The organism is Pandoraea capi (assembly GCF_902459735.1).
GTDB classification, from domain to species: domain Bacteria; phylum Pseudomonadota; class Gammaproteobacteria; order Burkholderiales; family Burkholderiaceae; genus Pandoraea; species Pandoraea capi.
In genome coordinates this window covers 591,987-607,100 of the sequence record NZ_CABPRV010000003.1, presented here as the reverse complement: position 1 = coordinate 607,100, position 15,114 = coordinate 591,987, and the positions used below count along the sequence as shown (strand labels likewise).

Here is a 15,114-nt window from a genome sequence, read left to right as displayed (position 1 = left end):
TCAATCCGCGGTGACCCCGCGAATCTCGCTTTGCGCAAAGCGCATTTGCTCCTCCATCACCATCTGGGCCAGCTCCTTCTTCAATTCATTGAATTCGCTGCCTGCCGTGTCGCGCGGACGGGGCAGGTCGATGGCCACGTCCCGCTTGACCGTGCCCGGTCGGTACGTCATGACGACGACCCGGTCGGCCAGATAGATCGACTCCTCGATGCTGTGTGTGACGAAAATGATCGTCTTCTTGAATTCCTCCCAAATGCGCAGCAGCTCGTCCTGCAACGTGCGACGCGTCAGCGCGTCGAGCGCACCGAACGGCTCGTCCATGAGCATGATCGGGCTGTCGAGCGCCAGCACGCGGGCAATCGCCACGCGCTGACGCATGCCACCCGACAGATCGCGCGGAAAGCGCTCGCGAAATTCGCGCAGATTGAGCTTGCCGAGCAGCAGGTCCACGCGCTCGTTGATCTCGGCGCGCTTCATTCCCTTGATTTCGAGCCCGAAGGCGATGTTCTGCGCCACCGTCATCCACGGAAACAGCGCGTACTCCTGGAACACCATGCCGCGGTCCGGGCCAGGTTCGGCTGCCGCGTCGGCGCGGCCGTCGATACGGATCGCGCCCGACGTCGGTTGCACAAAGCCCGCGAGCGCGTTGAGCAGCGTCGACTTGCCGCAGCCCGAGGGCCCGAGCAGGCAGACGAACTCACCCGCGTCGATGCTCAGATCGATGTCCTTGAGGGCATCGACGACACCGCCGGGCACCGGGAACTGTTTGTTGACGTGATCGATTTGAATCAGCATGTCGGTCGTCTCCCTTGCCTTACTTGGTTTCCAGACCACGATGCCACTTGAGCAGGTGGTTGTTGAGACGATCCATGCCGAGGTCGATCACCAGACCGAGCAGACCGATGGTCAGCATGCCGGCGATGATCTTGTCGGACCACATGTACTCGCGCGCTTCCAGAATGCGATAGCCCAGGCCGTTGTTCACGGCGATCATCTCGGCCACGATCACCACGATGAACGCCGTGCCGATACCGATCCGCACGCCCGACAGGATGTACGGCGTGGCCGCCGGCAGAATCACGCGGCGGAAGATGGTCAACTGGCCCGCGCCAAGGTTGCGCGCGGCACGCAGGTAGATGCCGTCGACGTGACGCACACCGGCGATCGTGTTCATCAGCACCGGGAAGAACGCCCCCAGCGCGATGAGGAAGAACGCAGGCGGGTTGCCCAGACCAAACCACAGGATGGCCAGCGGGATGTACGCGATCGGGGGAATCGGACGCACCACCTGCACCAGCGGATTGAACAGGCCGTAGACGCGCGTGCTCGTGCCCATGAGCAGACCGAGCGGCAAGGCGATGCCCGCCCCGACGAGGAAGCCCATCACCACGCGATACAGGCTGTGCGTGGCGTCCATGAGCAGCTCGCTCGACTGGAGCCACGCGTTGAAACCGTCGGACATCGCGACGGTCGGCTTGAGGTATTGCCACCACTTGACCACGACGGCGAGCGGCGACGGGAGAATGATCGGGTTGATCCAGCCGAGGCCAGTGACGATCTGCCAGATCACCACGACCGCGACCGGAATCAGCACACCACGCAGCAGACGCGTGGTGCGCGAGACCCCCGAATTGGGAAGAACTGCGGACATCCGTTCGCCTCGCCTTACTTGATGTTCAGCTTGGTCTTCGCCTTGGCGAGCAGGTCGAGCTTGACCCAGTCTTCAGCCTTCGGCACCGGATCCTGCAACTTGCCCACGCCGTATTTCTTCATCAGGTCGGTGGTGAGTTGCACGTGCGAGAGGCTCAGGTCGTAGCTGTACGGCGAGTTGCCGATGGCGTCCGTGAAATCCTGCTCGGTGATCTGGTTCTTGAACATGTCCTCGCGAACGAACTTCTCGGCGGCCTTCGGGTTCTTGATGAAGTAATCGGTCGCTTCGACGAACGCGTACATCAGACGCTGCGCGACGTCCGGCTTTTCCTTGTAGAGCTTCTCGGTAATCACGAGCGCGCGGACCGGCTCGCCGATCGGCGTGTCGTACGGCTTGAGAACTTCGACACCGAAGCCCTTGTTGATGGATTGCGACGCTTGCGGTTCGGACTGGCACATCGCATCGATGCTGCCGGCGGCGAGCGCCTGATTCAGATCGGCGAACGCCATGAACATGATCTGCACGTCCTTGCCCGGCTGATCCGACCACGTCAGACCGGCCTTCGCCAGTTCTGCGTACAGAATCAGTTCCTGAGCGCCGCCGCGAGCCACGCCGACTTTCTTGCCCTTGAGATCGGCCACCTTGGTGATCGGCAGGCCCTTCTTCGCCACGAGACGCACACCGCCCTTGGCAAAACCGGCGACCGCATAGATCGGCGCGCCCTGCGCACGACCTGCGATCGCGGCGTCAAGCGCGCTTGCCGACACGTCGATCTGGCCGGCCACGATGGCTGGCATGATGTCCACGCCCTTGGCGAACATCCGTTCCTCGATCTTCAGGCCGTACTTCGGTCCGATCACCTTCATGTACGACACGGCGCCATAGTGGGCGAACTTCAGATTCCCCAAACGCACCAGATCGTCGGCAAACGCGTGAAGCGAAGCCGCGCACAGCGCAGCGGCGGCAAGACATTGCTTGAACATAAGGTCTCCTCTCTTATTAGAACGGCTTGCTCTGGGTTTCCGGATTCCTGATGAGAATTCGGACGCTCCGGCAGCACGCGCATTAGAAAGCAAGACTTATGCCATCGATGCAAGTCATTGATTTTATTGTGGGAAGCTGTGGAAAACCCGATGTTCCGTTATACGAAAAACCAGAAAACAGGCGGAGAAACTTTCTGGATTTCCAGAAAATCCGGTGAAATCGGGAAATTTCACGCGATATGACGGCGATGGTGCGGGCAATCCCCGAGCGGGATACACCACAACGGTCCGTTGAAAAAATCGAAAGCCATCTTGACCCCCTTTCCTTACGAGGACAGGCGCATCGAAGACAGCGGTGGACGACGGCAGGCGTGATCGCCCGCCATCGTCCTGACGTCTTTCTCAGACGGTGTCGCTCAGGCGGATAGCGCCTCGGGCATCGGCGTCTGGTAGCCGAGTGCAGCGGAAATTTCCGCTGCACACGCCGACAGACGCGACGAGATGTCCGGCAGCAGCGCGCGCGTCATGCGCGAGGACGGGCCCGACGCCGAGAGCGACGCAATCACTTCACCGGAGGCATCACGCACCGGCACCGCCACCGACACGGCTTCCGGCGCGAGTTCGCCAAAGCTCACGGCGCAGTCCTGACGTCGCACGTTGAGCAGTTCCGCCGCCAGTTCGTCGCGCTCGATGAGCGTGCCTGCCGTGAAGCGCTTGCGCGGACGGCCCAGCACTTGCGCGCGAACGTCGTCCGAGGCAAACGCCAGCAGCACACGGCCCGAAGCGCCCACGTACAGCGGACGGCGATTGCCGACCACGCCGTGCACGCGCAGCTCGTGCGTCGATTCCACGCGGGCGACGCACAGCGATTCGAGACCGTCGCGCACACGCAGTTGAATATTCTCGTTAAGCGCGCGGTTGAGCGCCTGAAGATGACGATGCGCCACCTTCACGAGATTGACCTGCTCGTGCCCCGCCACGCCGAGCACCAGCGCCTGCGCGCCGAGCACGTAAGTGACCGGGCTGCCCTCGCGGACCACCCAGCGGTGCTGCTCGAGCGTCGCCAATAGACGAAATGCCCGCGACTTGTTCAGGCCGGCACGCTGCGCCAGTTCCGTCACACCCAGGCCGGGACATTCCCCGACCAGCGACAGCAGCGAAAGCGCCGTGTCGACTGAAGCGACTGTGTAGTCCATCAAACTTCCTCGCTATGTTGTTCGGCATAGGCGGCGAGCGACGCCGCGAATTGGCCAAGTTGCGCTTGCAGCGCCGAGAAGCCGTCATGCTTCTCGCCGCAAGATTCGTCCAGGTAGAGCGCCCGGTTCAGTTCGATCTGCACGCTGTGACGCCGCGCGGCGGGGCGCCCGAAGTGGCGCACCAGATCACCGCCGCGATAGGGCACGTTGTAGGCCACACGAAAGCCCAGACGCGTGAATTCGGCCATCACCCAACGCGAGAACGCCGGATCGGCCGTGGCGCCGTCGCCATCGCTCACGAGCACATCGGGGCGCGACATGCCCGCATCGGGGTCGAGCGCTCCGCCGCGCGAGCCCATCGAATGGCAATCGAGATGCCAGACCACACCGTGGCGTTCCCAGGCGGCATCGAGCGCATCGCGCAGCGCGTGGCGATAAGGCCGGTAGTAGTCGTGGATGCGACGCTCGACTTCGGCCACCGTCAGGCGGCGGTCGTAAAGCGGTACGTTGGGAGCAGCGAAGCGGTGCAGCAGTCCGACACCGCGCTCGCTATAGGCTTGCGGGCGCGCGTCGTGCGGCCACAGGCTCGCGAGCAGTTCGGGGTCGAGGTCGTGCTCGGCACGGTTCGGATCGATGTAGGCGCGCGGGAACAGCGCCGCCACGAGTGTCGCGCCATGATGTGTCGCGACCGACCAGAGTTCGTCGACATGGGCGTCGCCGCAGTCGTGAATGGCCCGCGTTGGCGCGATCGTGTCGAAGTCCGCCGGAAACACGACGCCGCTGTGTGGCGAGTCCAGCACGAGGGCAATGCTTTGCCCTGGCGGCGTCTCCACGAAATAGCGGCCTTCGATGACCTGGCGCGACATGCAATCTCCTCACGTGCGGGCATCCTGTTTTGAGGTACAAAACAGAACTTCATTATTTTGGAACAGCCCACCGCAAGGAACAAGATGACGGTTGTTACAACATATTTCGCCCGCTGGAACGGGCGGAGAGGGGAAATTCGGCGGCGTTCGCAGCAAATAGGCGGGAGAACCAGACGGGACAGGGACTTGCGGACGATGCGTCGGCAGAAATGCCGAAGGCGGCTGTGACGGCTCGTAATGGAAACGCGAGGCGGTGCGTCTCACATGTCATTTTCGCGCCATCTTCATGCCATTTTTTGTGGCAGATGAGGAACGTGGCGCGCTTCACAGTCATCAGAAGACGCCAAAGTCGGTCGTCGATGCCGACAGCAACGGGCGACAGACGTCAGCGTCGTGTCCGGCGCTTGCGGTATTTCGATTGGGGATCGTGGGACGGCGAGTCGCGCATCATCGGAGCGTCCGATTCAGGCGACATCGCCCGGGCGTCGCCCGCGCATCGTTCGAGGCGCGGGCCAGCCTTGCGGGAGAATCAGATGGCGTCGGCCACGCCGGCTTCGTGCGCCTGCACGTCGGCGTGGTAGCTGGAGCGCACCATCGCGCCGACTGCGGCGTGGGTGAAGCCCATCTTGTAGGCCTCTTCCTCGAACATCTTGAACGTGTCCGGCGTCACGTAACGGCGCACCGGCAGGTGGTGCTCCGACGGTTGCAGGTACTGACCGATCGTGAGCATGTCGACGTTGTGTGCGCGCATGTCGCGCATCACTTCGAGGATTTCTTCATCCGTCTCGCCCAGACCAACCATCAGGCCCGACTTCGTCGAGACATCCGGATGCGCGGCCTTGAACTCCTTCAGGAGATTGAGCGAGTGCTGGTAGTCCGAGCCCGGGCGCGCTTCCTTGTACAGACGCGGCACCGTTTCGAGGTTGTGGTTCATCACGTCGGGCGGCGCGGCATTGAGAATGCCCAGCGCACGATCCAGACGCGCACGGAAGTCCGGCGTCAGGATTTCGATACGGGTCTGCGGCGACAGCTCGCGCACGTGACGAATGCAGTCGACGAAGTGCTGGGCGCCGCCGTCGCGCAGGTCGTCGCGGTCCACGCTGGTGATCACCACGTACTTCAGACGCATTGCCGCGATGGTCTTCGCGAGATTGAGCGGCTCATCGGCGTCGAGCGGATCGGGACGGCCGTGGCCGACGTCGCAGAACGGGCAGCGGCGCGTGCACTTGTCGCCCATGATCATGAACGTAGCCGTGCCCTTGCCGAAGCACTCGCCGATGTTCGGGCAGCTCGCTTCTTCACACACGGTGTGCAGGTTGTGCTCGCGCAGGATCTGCTTGATCTCGTAGAAGCGGGACGTGTGCGTGGCAGCCTTCACACGAATCCAGTCCGGCTTCTTCAAACGCTCGATCGGCACGATCTTGATCGGGATGCGTGCGGTCTTGGCCTGGGATTTCTGCTTGGCGGTGGCGTCGTATTCGCCGTCGATCGTGCGAACTTCCTTGTTCGCGGCGTCGTTCTCGATAACGTTCTGAGTCACGGTGGTCATGGTGGGGGCTTTCCAAACGTCCAATCAGGCGGCGGCATTTGCGCCCGTGGCCGTTGCTTGATCGGCCTTCGGCGCGACATCGGTCGTCGCGGGGTGCTGTTCGAGGTGATGACCGAGTTGCTGCGCCAGTCGCGCGGCCACTTCGTCCCAGCGGGGAGCCACGCCTAGCGTGGCCATGTCTACAGTTTGCAAACCGGCGTAACCGCACGGATTGATCCAGTCGAACGGACGCAGATCCATGGCGACATTAAGCGATACGCCGTGATAACTGCATCCATTGCGGATTTTCAACCCGAGCGCAGCGATCTTCGCGCCGGCGTGAGCTGCGGTGCCGTCGCCCCGGCTCACGTAGATGCCTGGCGCGCCGGCCTGGCGCTCAACGTCGAGATTATACGCTCCAAGGGTGTCGATCACCGCCTGCTCGATCAGCCGCACCATTTCCCGCACGCCAAGCTTGCGGCGACGCAGGTCGACGAGCAGGTAGATCACCACCTGACCGGGGCCGTGATACGTGATCTGGCCGCCACGGTCGACTTTGACCAGTGGGATGCCGGTGTTGGCGACAAGCAGGTGAGCGGGATCGCCGGCGAGTCCGAGCGTGTAGACGGGCGGATGCTGGACGATCCAGAGCTGGTCGGGGCCGTTCGGACCGCGCGCGTCGGTGTACGCGCGCATGGCATCGAACGATGTGGCGTAGTCTTCCGTGCCACGCCAGCAAACTTCGATCGGGGAGGTCATGGACGCAATTTTAGCGAAACCCCGCCGGTCTTGCTCGATGTCCCGCGGGCGAGGTCCCCAACCCACGGGCGTACCAGCCGGCCGCCAGCAGAATCATCACGCCGCCAAGCCATTGGGTCGGGTGCAGCACGATCCCGAACGCCAGAAAGTCGACCGCCACGGCCACGACCGGATAGACGAAACCGAACACCGCGAGGCTGGACGTCGACGCCTTCTGGAACGCGCCGTACAGCAGCAGATACATGAACGTCGTATGGAAAAGCCCCAGCGTGACGATGGCCCCCATTTCGCGCGGGGCCGACGGCAGGTGCCGGAAATCGGCCATCCACACGAAAACGACCGCACCGATCGTCATATGCAAGGCGGCGATGATCTCCGGCCGGATCGTCCCGGCAAGTTTCTTGGTGAATAGCGTGGTCGCAGCGTAGAGCGACGCAGCGGCCAGTGCACTCGCCACGCCCAGCAGATAGTTCGTGCCATGCACACCGCCCGGCTCGGCCAGAATCACCAGCCCCGCAAACGCGACGCCAAGGCAGGCCAGCGTAGCGAGCGACGGCCGCTCGCGCGTGACGATTACACTAGCGAGCACCAACAGGAACGGCTGAACGTTGTAGACGACGGTCGTGATGCCCACCGACGTCATGCGGTAGGCCGTGAACAGGAAGTACCAGTTGGAGACGAGCGTGATGGCGCCGAGCGTCACATTCACGATCTGCCAGCGCGTCATGCGCAGGCCACGCCAGTAGCCGCGCCACGCGCACCATGCGCAAAGGCTGACGGCGCCGATCAGGCAACGGAAGAAAACCACGTTCAGCGCCGGTTGTCCCGACATCAGCACGAAATAACCGATCGTGCCCGAGATCACCATGGCGGCGATCATCAGCAAACGGCCGAGGCGTTCATCGGCCTGGGGGTTCGGCGCAGCGGAGGATGTCAGAGGCGCGGGGGGCGGCACTTGGCTCATCGGGGGACGACTTCTCTTGTTTTGAGCGCTATCGAGGGATTTTCTCCCCGATTGTTGCGCATCTTGTTGTGAATTCGATTGACACATGCAGGGCGCCGGCAGCTTCGCCGAAGCGTCTCGCCAGCGCCCGCTAAAACGAAACACGCGCTCTTTGGCGAATGTCGCCACAGAGCGCGCGGGAGATGCCCTGCCATTATCGGAAGGTGCGACCGAGAAGATGGCCAGACGGCCGCTCCTCCCGATCACGGCTGCCGACCGTCAGGCAGCGGCCGTGCAGGAGTTGGCTTCGCGGGCGGCCCTGCGACCGGCCAGCCACTTGCGGAGCACGCGGGCCAGTGGAAACCGGCGGGACACTTCGCGCTCCAGTTGGGCTTCGCCGACGGCGTCCGACGACATCCAGTAACGGCGGCCCGGCTCGACGGCGAGGCGCTGGCCGGGAACCAGCCAGTAATCGCGCGGATCGCCTGCCCGCGTCACCCAGACCGGCGCGCCGCGTGCGACAAGCGTATGCTCTTGGTGCAATTCGAGCGTGATGACTTCGCCCGGGCGAAGACCGTAGACGTACTGAACCTTTGTCAAATTGTTTTGCATTTTACGACCCCCACTCAGTGCGAGACAATGACTGAATCATAGGGACTGGCAGGCGCCGCACCAAACGACATATTTTCACGGCCTTGCGAATAGAGCTCACATGGATCTTCGGAGACTTCCCAACCTTAGCGCCTTGCGCGCCTTCGAGGCGGCTGCCCGCCTGGAGAGCTTTTCCCGTGCAGCCGAAGAGCTGTTCGTGACGCACGGCGCCATCAGCCATCAGATTCGAGCGCTGGAACAGGAACTGGGCACCACGCTGTTCGCCCGCAACGGCAAGCGCATCAGCATCACGCCAGCGGGACGCCAGTACGCCACCTCGATCCGCGCCGCGCTGACCGACATCGCGCAGGCCACGCGCAAACTGCAAGCGGGCACGCGCAGCGAGCGCCGGCTGGTGCTGACCACCATGCCGTCGTTCGCCAGTCGCTGGCTGACGCCGCGCATCGGCCGCTTCATCGACCGGCATCCGGAACTGGAAGTGGAGTTGCGGTGCAGCGCGCAGTTGACCGACTTCGAGCGCGACGACGTCGACATCGCCCTGCGCATGGGCAAGGGCAACTGGCCGGGGCTGCACATCGAGAAGGTGCTCGACGACGTGTTCTTCCCCGCGTGCAGTCCGACCTACAACGACGGCAAGCTACCGCAGACCGCCGAGGAATTCCGCGCCAGCACGCTGTTGCGCTCACACGACGAACCGTGGGCGCCCTGGTTCGCCTCGGCAGGCTTCGATTTACCCGAGCCGATGCAGGGCATGATGTACGAGGATTCGGGCATGCTCTCGCAGGCCGCAATCGTTGGACAGGGGGTCGCGCTGGTACGGCGCTCGCTGGCCGTCGGCGACATCATGGCCGGGCGCCTCGTACGCCTGTCGGACGTCGATACGCCATGCGGATGGGATTATTTCTTCGTATGCCCGCCCGCCGTGCTGAGCGCGCAGCGCGTTCAGGCATTCCGGACGTGGTTTCTGGAGGAGGTGGCGGCGTTCGATCTGGTGAAGGACACGCGTCGGCGTCCCGCGCAACCAAGCCCCGCAGCGCTGGCGGCCGGCATGGCCGCAACGGCGGGAGAGATGGCGACGGGCGCGCAACTGGGGATGCCCCCCGGCATGCCGCCCGACGACGGCGCACCGACGCGCGCATGACCTTCGCGCGCGCCGGCGCCGTCTCACTTCGTTGTTACAGCACGACCTTGACCATCGGGTGACTGGTCAGCTTTCGGTAGATGTCGTCGAGGTGCGCTTGCGAATGCGCGCGCACCGTGACGGTCAGGCCGAGATACTTGCCCGAGCTGGACGGGCGCATTTCCACCGTAGCGGCGTCGAACTGCGCGTCGAACTCACGCAGCAGTTCCACGATGGCCTGCGCAAAGCCGTCCTGCGCGTGCCCCATCACCTTGATGGGAAAGTCGCACGGAAACTCGATCAGACTCTTCTTCTCTTCCGTCGTCATAGTGCCTCCTTGGCGCGTTGATACGCCGCATAAAGCGCTCGGAAGACCGGGCCCGGCTTGCCGTCGCCCACCGGCTTGCCGTCGAGCGTGACGACCGCCAGAATTTCCTTCGTGGCCGACGTGATGAGCAGTTCGTCGGCATCGCGCACTTCCGCTTCGCTCACCGCACGCTCCTCGAACGCAATGCCGCATTCCTGCGCCAGCGTCTCCAGCGCGCCGTAGCGGATCCCTTCGAGGATTCGATTATCGCGCTGCGGCGCGACCATTGCACCGTGCCTGATCACCCACACGTTGCTCGACGACGCTTCCGTGAGCAGCCCGTCGCGGAACTGGATCGTTTCCTGCACCTCGTGATCCGCCGCGTATTGCGCCATCAGCACGTTGCCCAGCAGCGACGTCGACTTGATGTGGCAGTTCAGCCAGCGGCGGTCTTCATGCGTGACCGCGCCGACGCCCTGCTCCACCTTCTCGCGGCTCGGCAGCGTGAGCGGCGTGGCAATGCCGAACACGGTCGGCGTCACGTCCTTGGGGAACGTGTGCTGACGCGGCGCGACGCCACGCGTGACCTGCACGTAGACGCTGTGCGGATCAGCCGGACACGTGGCCGACAGACGCGCGAATAGCGCTTCCCATTCGGCCCGCGTGTACGGATTCGCGATACGGATCTCCGCGAGACTGCGCTCCAGCCGGTCCAGGTGTTGCGCGAGACGGAACGGCTTGCCGTGATACACCGGCACGACTTCGTAGATCCCGTCACCAAAGAGGAAGCCTCGGTCGAGGACCGAAATCTTTGCGTCGGCGAGCGGGATCAGTTCGCCATTGAGCCAGACGGTGGGGTTATTCATGATGCAAAGGTCTTGACGATTATTTCTTCACGAACATCAGACGCAGGGCGTCCCAGGCACGGCCGATGAAGCTGGCCTGTGCCACGTCGCCAAGCGCCACGACCGGGAATTCGGCCAGTTGCTTGCCGTCGGCCATGACCTTGACGGTGCCTACCTGCGCGCCGTTGGCGATCGGTGCGATCAGCGGCTCGCGCAGTTCGAGTTGCGGCTTGATCTTGTCGGCCATGCCCTTCGGCACGGTAATGAAGGTGTCCTTCTTCACGCCGATCTTCAGCTCGCTGTCCTTGCCCTTCCAGACCTTGGGCGTGGCCACGACCTGATTCGCGCCGTACACGCGCAGCGTGTCGAAGTTCTGGTAGCCGTAGTTCAGGGCCGAGAGGCTGTCCTGCACGCGGGCGCGCTCGGTCGGCTCACCGACCACGACCGACAGCACGCGGCGGTTCACGCCCGGAGCGCCCGGCAGCGGACGCGACGCCGTCGACACGAGGCAGTAACCCGCTTCCTTCGTGTGACCGGTCTTCAGACCATCGACCGTCGGATCGAGATACAGCAGACGGTTACGGTTCGGCTGACGGATGTTGTTGTACGTGAAGCTCTTCTCCGAGTAGACCTTGTAGTACTCGGGGAAGTCCTGAATCATGCGCGTCGACAGCGTGGCGATGTCGGCCACGGTCGTGTAGTGCTGCGGGTCGGTCAGACCGTCGACGTTCGTGTAATGGGTGTTCTTCAGCCCCATGCGTTGCGCGGCGCGGTTCATCAGTTCGACGAAGCCCGGCTGCGAGCCGCCGACGAGCTCGGCCAGCGCGATGGAGGCGTCGTTACCCGACTGGATGATCATGCCGTACACGAGATCGTGCACCGAGACCGGCTTGCCGGCTTCGATGAACGTACGCGATTCGTCGCGGCCCACCTTGCGGACCGATTCGCCCGGAATGACGGTCTGTTCCCACGAAATGCGCTTGTCGCGCAGGGCTTCGAAGACCAGATAAGTCGTCATGATCTTCGTGAGCGACGCCGGCTCCACGCGGGCATCCGGGTCACCGGCGGCCAGCACCTGACCACTGGTCACGTCGACGATGGTCCACGCCTTGGCCGTCATCGGCGGCGGCGGGATCTGTTGAGCACGGGCGGGAAGCGTAGCGAGCGAGCCACAAGCGACAATCGCCGCGGCGACGGCGGCACGGGACAGCGAAGCGTTGAATTTCATTGGCGATGAGGAAAACGAAGTGAGCGAAGTAAAACTCAGAGGCATCTGCGCTTGAAGGAGCGCCGTGCAACTCACGCTCTGGCGAGCGCGGCACGGCGAAGAAGACGGCGGCACCGAAGCACCGGAGCCACGCCTGTCGGGAACATAGACCCGACACGGCATGACATGGTTCAGACGCGAATTATACCCGCCACGATTTGACGTCCCCAGCGAAGCGAGCGCTGGCTGTCGAAATTACGCAAAATTTTCGTCGGGATGTATCAATGACGCCACGCGTCGACCACGATCTGTTTCAGCAGCGGCAACATGCCGTGGAAAAAGTGCTCGCCGCCGGGGATTACCACGACGGGCAAGGTCTGCGGACGTGCCCAGTCGAGCACCGATTGCAGCGGCACTGTGTCGTCCTGCTCGCCGTGAATGACGAGCGTGTCGGCTGGCACCGTGGCCACTTCCCAGTTGCTCGCGGCCGTGCCGACCAACACCAGACGCTGCGCCGGCGTGCCGGCCGCCTCCAGCGTCCTGGCGACGTGCGAGAGCACGAACGTGCCGAACGAGAAACCGGCGAGCGCGAGCGGCAGGCTTTCCCAGCCTGGTTGCTGACGCATCCAGCCGATCACCGCGAGCAGATCGTCGCGCTCGCCGATGCCCTTGTCATGCTCGCCTTCGGTCTTGCCCACGCCCCGGAAGTTCGGGCGCACGACGGCGTAACCGAGCTGCACGAAAGCACGCGCGAGCGTTTGCGCGACCTTGTTGTCGAGCGAGCCGCCGAACAGCGGGTGCGGATGCGCGACGAGCGTGATGCCGCGCGGAGTGCCTGCGGGACGATCGATGGCGACTTCGATGGCGCCGACCGGGCCGTCGATGGTGAAGCGTTCAGTCTGAGCGTTCATGAGCGATAGTGGGCTGAAATGCCGCACGCATGCGCGCCGGGCAGCTTGGCCCGGACGCAACGCGTAGCCGACGAAAAATCCTGAGAGCTGGTGCGCCGACCCGATCAGTCGATTAACAGACGCTCGACGATCTCGCCTTGCGCCAGATGCTTCTCGACGATCTCGTCGATATCGGATTCGTCGATGTAGGTGTACCAGGTCCCTTCGGGGTAGATCACCACGGCCGGGCCCTGTTCGCAGCGATCGAGGCATCCGGCCTTGTTCACGCGGACTTTGCCGGGACCGGCCAGACCGAGTTGCTTGACCTTCTTCTTGGCATATTCCTGCATCGACTGCGCGTTGCAGTTGGCGCACGACGGTCGGTCGGCGCCGGGTTCGCGCTGGTTGAGACAGAAAAACACGTGATGCTTGTAGTACTGCGACGGGGTAGCCATGTCGGTGTTTTGTGGGGGATTTGGCAGCCGGAAGCCCTGTTTCGGGCGTGTTGCGGGCCATTCTAACCGACCTGCCCGCCCCTTGCGGGCGCACCCGGCTACCGGGCGGCGGGCATGACACGACGGGAACGTGGAAATGCGGATTCCGGGACGCCAGAGCCGCGCTACGCCTCAGCGCAAACGCCGCTGCACCGCCATGAACACGGCGCAGAAGGCCGCGAGGCACGCAAACCCGAAAAACACGTTCACGCAGGAGAGCACCAGCGCCTGCTGCGAGGCGAGACTCCCCACCCAGGCCGACGCCATATGCGCCGCCGTCGCCGGATCGACACTCGCCGAGAACGTCTGCTGCGCCTGCGAGACGGCCGCGTTATAAGCCGGATTGAGCGGCGTCATCGCGGGCGTGAGTTGATGCATGAACACGGCCTGACGATCCTGCATCAGCACGGCCATGACCGACACCGACATCGAACTCACCAGCTGACGCACGATGTTCTTCGTCTGATACCCATGCTGGAAGACGTATTCGTCCATCCCGCGAAACGTCAGTTCGGCAATCGGAATCATGGCGAACACGCCCCCGAGACCGCTCAGCACCATCGGCACAATCAGCCACTGGCTCGACACACCCTGATAGCTTTGCGAGAGCAGGAACGCATATCCGAGCAGGCACAGGTAACCCAGCAGCACGAAGGGTTTGAGTTGTACGAACTTCGGACGTGCCAGCGTGTAGATCACCGCAACGACCAGACTCGTCACCGACGCGACCGCTTGCAGATATCCGGTGTGCTCAACGCTCCATTGCAACCCCTGCTGCATGTAGATCGGGAACAGATACGACGTCGAATACGAGAAGAAGTAATACACGGCGTACCCCCCCAGTCCGAGCACATAGACGGGGTTGCGCACCAGCACGCGAAAATCGATCAGCGGCTTGTGATGCGAGTATTGATGCCACATATAGCCGATCGCACAGATCGCCCCGACGAGGCACAGTTCGAGCAGATGTAACGGATTGGAGAAGAAGTCGAAGCGCGAGCGCTGCATCATCACCTCGACGAACAGCACGCCAGCGGCGAAGAACACGATGCCGCGCATTTCGAACTCGCCTTCGTCGCGCAGACGTTCACGAAAATCGGGGATGAACAGCCACGAGGCGACGGCACCGGCGAGCGCAATCGGCACGACCGCGAAAAACACCGACGACCACAGGAAGTGATCGACGAGATAGCTCGCGAGCAGCGGTGCGGAAATCTGCCCGCCGAAGAAGCCGTAGGTGAAGAAGAGCAGCGCGCGCAGCCGCAATTCGGGGGCGAAGCAGAGGTTGATGAGGATGCGGCTGGCGGTGAACAGCGATCCCGCGCCCAGCCCGAGCACGAAGCGGGCGACGGCAAGTTGCATCGGGTTGTGCGCCATGCCGCACAGCCACGCGCCGAACGCCATGAGCGTGAGCGCGCCGGCCAGGAATGTGCGATAGCCCAGACGAGACGCGAGCCAGCGTTGCTTGAGGATGACGAGAATACCGGCGACGGCATAGAGCGTGGAGACGAATGCATACTCTTCCGGCGCCGCGCCAACGCCGCCCGCGATATGCGACGACGCGAACACGAACATGCCGTTCTCCAGCATTTCGATGCCCGTGGCCGCCGCGATCACGGCCATCAGTACGCGCTGCCGTGTCTTGTGCGCAAACGCCAATCCCCAGGTGCTCATCTTCTCTCCCAATGAAAACCGCCCGGGATCTGCCTGTCG

At 63.4% G+C, this 15,114-nt stretch carries 16 protein-coding genes; 1 reads left to right on the top strand and 15 read right to left on the bottom strand.

Annotated elements, in window-relative coordinates; genetic code table 11:
- From PCA20602_RS09490 to PCA20602_RS09450, 9 genes are all read right to left on the bottom strand, one after another.
- A complete protein-coding gene (locus PCA20602_RS09490) occupies positions 1–795 on the bottom strand; it encodes an ABC transporter ATP-binding protein (protein ID WP_150720989.1) in 795 nt (264 codons plus the stop codon).
- 19 nt (positions 796–814) lie between these two features.
- The gene (locus tag PCA20602_RS09485; RefSeq protein ID WP_174980937.1) at positions 815–1,651 is read right to left on the bottom strand and encodes an ABC transporter permease; all 837 of its coding nucleotides are present in this window, start codon (positions 1,649–1,651) and stop codon (positions 815–817) included.
- A 14-nt stretch (positions 1,652–1,665) separates the two neighbouring features.
- Positions 1,666–2,634 (bottom strand): ABC transporter substrate-binding protein, encoded by a 969-nt coding sequence (locus PCA20602_RS09480; protein WP_069340388.1) that lies wholly within the window; start codon positions 2,632–2,634, stop codon positions 1,666–1,668.
- Positions 2,635–3,050: 416 nt separating this feature from the next.
- On the bottom strand, positions 3,051–3,830 hold the full coding sequence (locus PCA20602_RS09475; protein WP_069340389.1) for an IclR family transcriptional regulator: 780 nt from the start codon (positions 3,828–3,830) through the stop codon (positions 3,051–3,053).
- Entirely contained in the window at positions 3,830–4,696 is an 867-nt protein-coding gene (locus PCA20602_RS09470; protein WP_150720988.1) for an N-formylglutamate amidohydrolase, read from the bottom strand. Before PCA20602_RS09470 ends, PCA20602_RS09475 begins: the two co-directional genes overlap by 1 nt.
- Before the next feature lie 529 nt (positions 4,697–5,225).
- Positions 5,226–6,245, bottom strand: coding sequence for a lipoyl synthase (gene lipA / locus PCA20602_RS09465; RefSeq protein WP_069340391.1), 1,020 nt, complete (start codon positions 6,243–6,245; stop codon positions 5,226–5,228).
- A 24-nt stretch (positions 6,246–6,269) separates the two neighbouring features.
- Positions 6,270–6,983, bottom strand: a complete 714-nt coding sequence (gene lipB / locus PCA20602_RS09460) for a lipoyl(octanoyl) transferase LipB (RefSeq protein ID WP_150720987.1) — start codon at positions 6,981–6,983, stop codon at positions 6,270–6,272.
- 10 nt (positions 6,984–6,993) lie between these two features.
- A complete protein-coding gene (locus PCA20602_RS09455) occupies positions 6,994–7,947 on the bottom strand; it encodes a DMT family transporter (RefSeq protein ID WP_174980935.1) in 954 nt (317 codons plus the stop codon).
- A gap of 258 nt (positions 7,948–8,205) precedes the next feature.
- The gene (locus PCA20602_RS09450) at positions 8,206–8,538 is read right to left on the bottom strand and encodes a DUF2917 domain-containing protein (RefSeq protein ID WP_150720985.1); all 333 of its coding nucleotides are present in this window, start codon (positions 8,536–8,538) and stop codon (positions 8,206–8,208) included.
- Positions 8,539–8,638: 100 nt separating this feature from the next.
- Here PCA20602_RS09450 and PCA20602_RS09445 point away from each other — a divergent pair, with 100 nt between their 5' ends.
- Positions 8,639–9,679 carry a transcriptional regulator GcvA gene (locus PCA20602_RS09445; RefSeq protein WP_150720984.1) on the top strand — a complete coding sequence of 347 codons (1,041 nt, stop codon included), beginning with the start codon at positions 8,639–8,641 and terminating at the stop codon, positions 9,677–9,679.
- Positions 9,680–9,713: 34 nt separating this feature from the next.
- Here the strand turns inward: PCA20602_RS09445 and PCA20602_RS09440 are convergent, their stop codons facing one another.
- From PCA20602_RS09440 to PCA20602_RS09415, 6 genes are all read right to left on the bottom strand, one after another.
- Complete coding sequence (locus PCA20602_RS09440) at positions 9,714–9,986, bottom strand: HP0495 family protein (RefSeq protein WP_069340396.1); 273 nt, start codon at positions 9,984–9,986, stop codon at positions 9,714–9,716.
- Positions 9,983–10,831 (bottom strand): D-amino acid aminotransferase, encoded by an 849-nt coding sequence (locus PCA20602_RS09435; protein WP_150720983.1) that lies wholly within the window; start codon positions 10,829–10,831, stop codon positions 9,983–9,985. Before PCA20602_RS09435 ends, PCA20602_RS09440 begins: the two co-directional genes overlap by 4 nt.
- 19 nt (positions 10,832–10,850) lie before the next feature.
- The gene (locus tag PCA20602_RS09430; protein ID WP_083253548.1) at positions 10,851–12,038 is read right to left on the bottom strand and encodes a D-alanyl-D-alanine carboxypeptidase family protein; all 1,188 of its coding nucleotides are present in this window, start codon (positions 12,036–12,038) and stop codon (positions 10,851–10,853) included.
- Between the two features lie 260 nt (positions 12,039–12,298).
- Entirely contained in the window at positions 12,299–12,928 is a 630-nt protein-coding gene (locus PCA20602_RS09425; RefSeq protein ID WP_150720982.1) for an alpha/beta hydrolase, read from the bottom strand.
- Between the two features lie 104 nt (positions 12,929–13,032).
- The gene (locus PCA20602_RS09420) at positions 13,033–13,362 is read right to left on the bottom strand and encodes a (2Fe-2S) ferredoxin domain-containing protein (protein WP_150720981.1); all 330 of its coding nucleotides are present in this window, start codon (positions 13,360–13,362) and stop codon (positions 13,033–13,035) included.
- Between the two features lie 171 nt (positions 13,363–13,533).
- Positions 13,534–15,075: an MFS transporter gene (locus PCA20602_RS09415; RefSeq protein ID WP_069340401.1), complete on the bottom strand. Its 1,542-nt coding sequence runs from the start codon at positions 15,073–15,075 to the stop codon at positions 13,534–13,536.
- Positions 15,076–15,114: the final 39 nt, after the last annotated feature.